Here is a 6,785-nt window from a genome sequence, read left to right as displayed (position 1 = left end):
CGACTCGGCCAAAAACTGAAAAATAAGGTATTTACGTGGCGAGCCCAGCACTTTACGTACCCCAACCTCGCGCGCCCGGTTTGATGAGCGGGCAGTAGATAGGTTCATAAAGTTTACACAGGCTATCAGCAATATAAAAATAGCCACTGCTGTAAAAATGTATACGTACAGTATATTGCCATTGGGTGCAAGTTCTGATACTGCGTTTGATTTTAGGTGAATGTCTTTTAATGCAATTAAATTAAGCTGGTACTTATTACCGGCTTTTTCAAACTGGTCGAATGTAATATGCAATATGCTTTGTAACTGCGGACCGGCATACTTACGCATGAGCAATGGCAGTTTGGCTTTAAATTTCTGCGGATCGGCCCCGTCACGCAATAAAACGTAGGTGTTAAAATTATTGCTGAACCAGGCATCATCCTTACTTTCGGTAAGGGTGCTCATTGATAAAAAGAAACCGAAATTAAAGTGCGACTGCTTCGGAATATCTTTTATAACCCCGGTTACTTTATAAAGTATGCTCTCGTTAAACGTAAGCGTTTTGCCAACCGCCAGTAACGGATCATTAAAATAACGCCTGGCAACGGTTTCATTAATTACCACGGTATGCGGGTCGACCAAAGCCTTATGCGGGTCGCCGGCCATCATCGGGAATGTAAACACATCAAAAAGTGTGGCATCGGCAAACAGCATCTGGTTTTCCTTAATATTCTGGATGCCTTTCTTTACATTGTAGCCTCCCCTGTTTATTAGCCGCACGGTTTTCTCTACTTCGGGCAAATCGGCCACTAAAGCTGCCGCCAGCGGCGCGGGCGAACTGGCGTACGACTGATCGTTGCCGCCAAACTTGATATCGTTGTTGATGCGATATATCCTGTCGGCCTTTTTATTAAACTTGTCGTAACTCAGCTCATCTACCACATAAAAAACAATAAGCAAACAGGTAGCCAGCCCAAGGGCCAGCCCCAACACATTAATAGCCGTAAAACCCAGGTTTTTCTTGAGCGTACGAAACGCTGTTTTAATGTAGTTTTTTATCATTTCATTTGGTTCATTGGTTCATTAGTTAATTGGTGGCACAGTTCATTAATTATTTTAGTTCATTGGTTCACTGGTTCATTAGTAGCACAGTTCATTATTCTTTTAGTTCATTGGTTCATCGGCTCAATGTTCATTAATCGCCGGGTGGCTGCCTTCGCTATAAACCGCCATGCACCAATGAACTAATGAACCAGTGAACCAATGAACAAGTTACTCACTCCTTAAACTCTTAACCGGGTTGCTTAACGCGGCTTTGATGGATTGGAAGCTGATGGTTACAAAAGCTATTAAAATGGCTACTCCACCTGCTATCGCTAATATCCACCATTGGAAGTTTGTACGGTAGGCAAAGTCCTGCAGCCACTTGTTCATGGTCAGCCAGGCTAATGGCGAGGCTATTACTATCGCCACAAATACCAGCTTTATAAAATCTTTTGACAACATGCCAACTATTGAGGTTACACTGGCACCCAAAACTTTACGTATACCAATTTCTTTATTGCGCTGCTCGGCTGCGTAAGCGGCAAGGCCAAACAAGCCAAGGCAGGCAATAAGGATGGCCAGGGTGCTAAATGAGATAAAGATCTGGCCTATCTGCTTTTCTGAGCTGTAGGTGGCATCAAAATCTTCGTCCATAAAAGAATAGGAGAAACGTTGGTTTGGCGAAAGCTCTTTCCATTTGCTTTCTATCTGGTTCATGAGGCCCATGATGTTTGCCGTTTTAACCCTCAGGCTGATAGCACCTCTGTCTTCGCTATAATACAACACCACCGGGTTAATTTTATCGTGCAGCGAATTGAAATTAAAATCTTTCATTACGCCCACAATATGATAGGGTTGTACACCATAAGTATCGCGGTAGACGGTTTTATCAAGCGGTTGCTTTTGGCCATACATCTTCACAAATGCCTCGTTAACTATAATGGCGGCCGTATCGGTGGCCATTTGCTTGTTAAAGTTGCGGCCATCAATCATTTTAATGCCCATGGTACTGATGTAATCTTCATCAACAGGCCAAAACTCTGATAGCATGTCTTTTTTAATATCGATAACGCGGTCGGGAAACAGACCTGTAACATTCCTGTCGTCACCAACCGGCAAAAATGCCGTCATAGTTGCGTTTACCACACCGGGCAGTTGTTTCAGTTGTTGTTTCAATATGGCTGCCTGTTTGCCCAGTACACCGGTATTTTTAATCACCAGCACCTCGCTCCTATCAAAACCAAGATTTTTATTGTGGATGTAATTAAGCTGATTATAGATAACTATAGTGCCTATGATCAGGAATATCGAAATTGAAAACTGGAATACTACCAGAAAACTGCGAAGTAGCCCCCCCTTAAAGCCGTTGGCAATTTTCCCCTTCAATACCTCAATTGGGCGAAAGGCAGACAGGAACAATGCCGGATACGAGCCTGCCAAAGATCCAATTACCAAAACAATCATCAGCAAGGCCGGCAAAAGCCAGGTTAACGTTTGTGACGTTATTGCCAGTTGCTTACCCGCCATCTGGTTAAAAACAGGCATCAGCGCAATGGCTAAAATAACAGCTGTTATAGTTGATACCAGCATAACCATAATAGACTCGGTTAAAAACTGGGCGATAAGGTATTTGCGCGCCGAGCCTAATACCTTGCGTACCCCAACCTCTTTGGCCCGGTTTGATGAACGGGCGGTTGAAAGATTCATGAAATTGACACAAGCTATCAGCAGAATAAACAGGGCCACAACCGAAAATATATATACGTACTGAATGCTGCCGTTTTTTTCCAGTTCGTACTGGCTGTCAGATCTCAGGTGAATATCAAGTAACGGTTTCAACTCTGTTTTCAAATAGTTCCCGTTGGTTGTCCAGGTTGACGGCGGTGCCATCGAGTTTTTGATTTCGATGTTCCTGATCTGAGTTTCCAGGTTTTTAATGTTCGTGCCCGGTTTTACCAACAGGTAATTACGCATACCGCTGTAGCCCCAGGAGTTTACCTTGCTTTCGGGCATTGAAGAAAACGACAAAAAGAAATCATAATGAAAATGCGAAGCCGCAGGTATATCTTTAATTACAGCAGTGATTTTGTAGGTACTGGTATCATTTATAGTTAATGTTTGCCCTACTACATTGGTTTTATTAAAATATTTTTTGGCCGTACTTTCGGTGATAACTGCTGTATGTGGTTCAGTTAAAACATTGGTTGCGCTGCCATCAATTATAGGTAAAGTAAATACATCAAACAGGCTCGACTCGGCAAACACAACACGTTTTTCCTGAAGGTTTTCGTTCCCCTTACGAATCGAAAACTTTTGTGGCGAAAAAAACAGCGCGGTGTTAGGGATCAAACGGGTCATTTTTTCGATGCCTGGCAAATCTTTCATCGCGGCTGCTAAAGGGGCCTCTGACGATGCATATGACCCTTCTCTTCCGTTCAACTTTGCGTTTACTGTAATGCGGTAAATCCTGTCGGCATTGGTATTATAGCGGTCGTAACTTAATTCATCTGCCACATATAATACGATAAGCAAACATGCAGCAAGGCCAACAGACAGCCCCAGCACATTTATAGCCGTAAAGCCTTTGTTTTTCCAAAGGCTGCGGTAAGCGGTTTTAATGTAATTTTTTATCATGAATTTGGTTCATTAGTTCACTTGTTCATTGGTTCATTAGTGCAATGTTTATTAGTTCACTGGTCTGTGGTTCAATGTTTATTAGCAACCGGGGCAAACGTCGGCAAATTAATCCGCCAAGCACCAATGAACTAATGAACCAGTGAACCAATGAACTACTCGCTTTTAAGGCTCCTGGCGGGATTAACTGTAGCTGCCCTTATTGATCGTGCACTTACGGTTAAAAAAGCGATTACAGCGGCTATAACACCCGCCAGCAGGAATACCCACCACTGTATCTCAATACGGTAAGCAAAGCTTTGCAGCCATTTGCTCATGCTATACCAGGCTAATGGTGATGCTATCAGTGCCGCTAATAATACAAGTTTCATTAAATCCTGCGATAGCAGATTTACGATGCTTGTTATACTGGCGCCTAATACTTTGCGGATACCTATTTCCTTAACCCTTTGCTCGGCTGTAAAAGTGATTAGCCCGAACAAGCCTAAGCAAGCTATGCCGATGGCCAATATGGTGAATACAAACAGCAGCTTGCCTTGCTTTTGCTCTGTTTGGTATTGTGCTGCAAAGTTTTGATCAAGAAAGTTATAGTCTGCTTTATTTTCGGGATCAAAGCGGGCATATACTTTTTGCAGGTAGCTGATAGCTGCCTGTACATTACCCTGGCCCAGCCGCACGTATAAATTATCTTTATCTTTTGTTTCGGATGGAAGGCTTAACACCATGGGCAAGATTTTGTGCTGCAGAGAGTAGGTATTAAAATCTTTTATTACACCTATTACGGTAGCGTAGGTAACCACCCCATGATCTACTCCGCTACGAACACGCGCACCGACCGGGTTTTTCCAGCCCATTTCTTTCACCAGCGTTTCGTTAACCAATATGGAATGGTTGGCGGTATCGGCAGGGCCTTTCATGAAATTACGGCCGGCAGCCATTTTTATCTGCATCGCAGGCAAAAAGTCCTCATCGATGACCAGTGATTCTACCAGTTTGCTATCCGGGCCTTTTTTACCGTCGGCCCCTATGCTAAAGTAGGTTGATCCGATATCGTTATTACCGATGGGATTGCCTGCAACCGCCACGCTTTGGATCAAAGGGCTTTGCAGTAATTGCGTTTTAATTTCGTCAGTTTTAGCCCGCACGCCGCGGTTACTAATATGGAACGTAAGCATTTGCGATTTGTTGAAGCCAAGGTCTTTAGTCAGCACGAAATTGAGCTGCTGGTAAATTACGCATGACCCAACGATCATCAATATGGTGATGACAAACTGGAATACCACCAGCCCCTTGCGGAAAAGAATGGTTGACGATTGGTTACCCAACTGCCCCTTCATGGCGCTAATGGTTTTAAAGCCCGAAAGGAACAAAGCCGGGTATACACCGCTTACCACGCCGGTAACTACAGCGAATAATGCAAATACCACCAACGATTTGGTTACCCCGAAATACCAAAGCTGTAACGATTTACCGGATAGGATATTCACGTAGGGTAAGGTAGCCTGTATCAGTACCATACCTGCAATGGTAGCCAGCACCGCCAGAAGGATTGATTCGGTAAAAAACATGTACAGCAATTGCATCCGGCCCGAGCCGATTACTTTCCGGGTGCCAATCTCTTTGATCCTGACTGATGAACGTGCCGTGGTAAGGTTAACGTAGTTGATAACCGCAATGGCCAGAATGAGCAGGCCAACAATGCCAAAAACATACAGATAGGCAACATTGCCATTATTACCCATCTGGTAGTCAAGGTTGGAATGCAGGTGTATAGCTGTAAGCGGCAATAGTTCCAGTTTATAGGTTACCCCTGCCAGGTTTTGTTTCAGGTATTTGTTATAAAAGTCGCCGGAGCGTGCTTCTATTTTTTTATCGTCGTCATGGTCTTTTAGCAGCGCGAAGGTGTAAATACCTGCGTTGCCCCAGTTGCCATTATAATCGGCATTGAATGAACGGAGTGCGCTAAACTTAAACGTAGAGTTTTGCGGCACATCATCAATTACCGCGGTAACGGTATTTTGAACGTCACCTTCAAAAGTGATCACCTTATCGATAGCGGATGAGATATCACTGCCAAAGATCTTTTCGGCCAGTGTTTTGGTTAAAACGATGGATTGTGGCTTTAAAAGCGCCGTATTAGGGTCGCCGGCTAAAAAGTGGTAGGTAAATACGTTAAAGATGTTTTTATCGGTAAAAGAAATATCACCGGCCTCAACTTGCTTTTCGTTGTAAACAATTTTGCCGCCGCCCTCCAAATCAACGCGTGCAGCCTCTTCAACTTCGGGGTAGTCTGCCTTTAGCGCCTGTGCATAGGGTGGCGAGGTTACTGCCAGGTTAAAACTGCCGCCGTTCCATTTGCCGTGCTGGGCTACCTGGAAAATCCTGTCCGATTTTTCATTATATCGGTCGTAACTCCACTCATCGGCAACGTATAAACTGATAAGCCAAAACGCTGCCACGCCAATGGCCAGGCCGCTTACATTGATAATGGAGAAAACCTTATGTTTGATTAGGTTACGCCAGGCTATTTTTATATAATTTTTCAACATAAGGCAAATGTTTAACGTTTATACAACTTAAATACTAAAACGCGTACCAATTACATAATTACTTGATTAACAACAATTTATAAAAAATTAAAAATAACAAACCGTCCGCTTTCGTACGGTGCCCGTGCACAGGCGAACATATGTGATTGTAAAAAGGCTGTTATGGCGAGGTGGTGAAATTCGAGGACTATGAAAGGAGAATGACGTTCAAAAATAAAAAACTGTCATGCTGAGTGGTAAAATTTCGCGAAACTCTGAAGGGGAAATGACATACAATAAGAGAACTGTCATCCTGAACGTAGTGAAGGATCTATTCGCGAACTTTTCCATCGGCGATGCATGTCGGTTAACAGATTTTTCACTTCGTTCAAGAAATTGTTCTTCACTTCGTTCAGAATGACAAAGGGGCTATTTCCAACATGTCATGGGTAGGAACGAAGCATTCGCGAACTTTTCTATCGGTCATGCATAGCTGACAGATCCTTCGTTCCTCAGGATGACAGGAAAATTGGATATGTAATTGTAAGATCCGCGAACTCTGAAGGAAAAATGATATTCAAAAATAAAAAACTGTCG

Annotated in this window: 3 protein-coding genes; all 3 read right to left on the bottom strand. The window is 43.4% G+C overall.

Annotated elements, in window-relative coordinates; genetic code table 11:
- On the bottom strand, window positions 1-1,044 hold a 1,044-nt coding region (locus AC1RM2_RS34125; protein ID WP_492989586.1), incomplete at its 3' end, for an ABC transporter permease.
- Between the two features lie 210 nt (window positions 1,045-1,254).
- Complete coding sequence (locus tag AC1RM2_RS34120) at window positions 1,255-3,660, bottom strand: ABC transporter permease (protein WP_492989585.1); 2,406 nt, start codon at window positions 3,658-3,660, stop codon at window positions 1,255-1,257.
- A 155-nt stretch (window positions 3,661-3,815) separates the two neighbouring features.
- Window positions 3,816-6,209 carry an ABC transporter permease gene (locus AC1RM2_RS34115; protein WP_492989584.1) on the bottom strand — a complete coding sequence of 798 codons (2,394 nt, stop codon included), beginning with the start codon at window positions 6,207-6,209 and terminating at the stop codon, window positions 3,816-3,818.
- Window positions 6,210-6,785: the final 576 nt, after the last annotated feature.

It is taken from the genome of Mucilaginibacter sp. GW822-FHT03E02 (assembly GCF_058801545.1).
This window is presented reverse-complemented; position numbering and strand designations above follow the sequence as displayed.

Excerpts from the sequence above, each read along its gene's own strand:
- AC1RM2_RS34120 (WP_492989585.1), bottom strand. The coding sequence starts at position 3,660 with ATGATAAAAAATTACATTAAAACCGCTTACCGCAGCCTTTGGAAAAAC.
- AC1RM2_RS34115 (WP_492989584.1), bottom strand. The coding sequence starts at position 6,209 with ATGTTGAAAAATTATATAAAAATAGCCTGGCGTAACCTAATCAAACAT.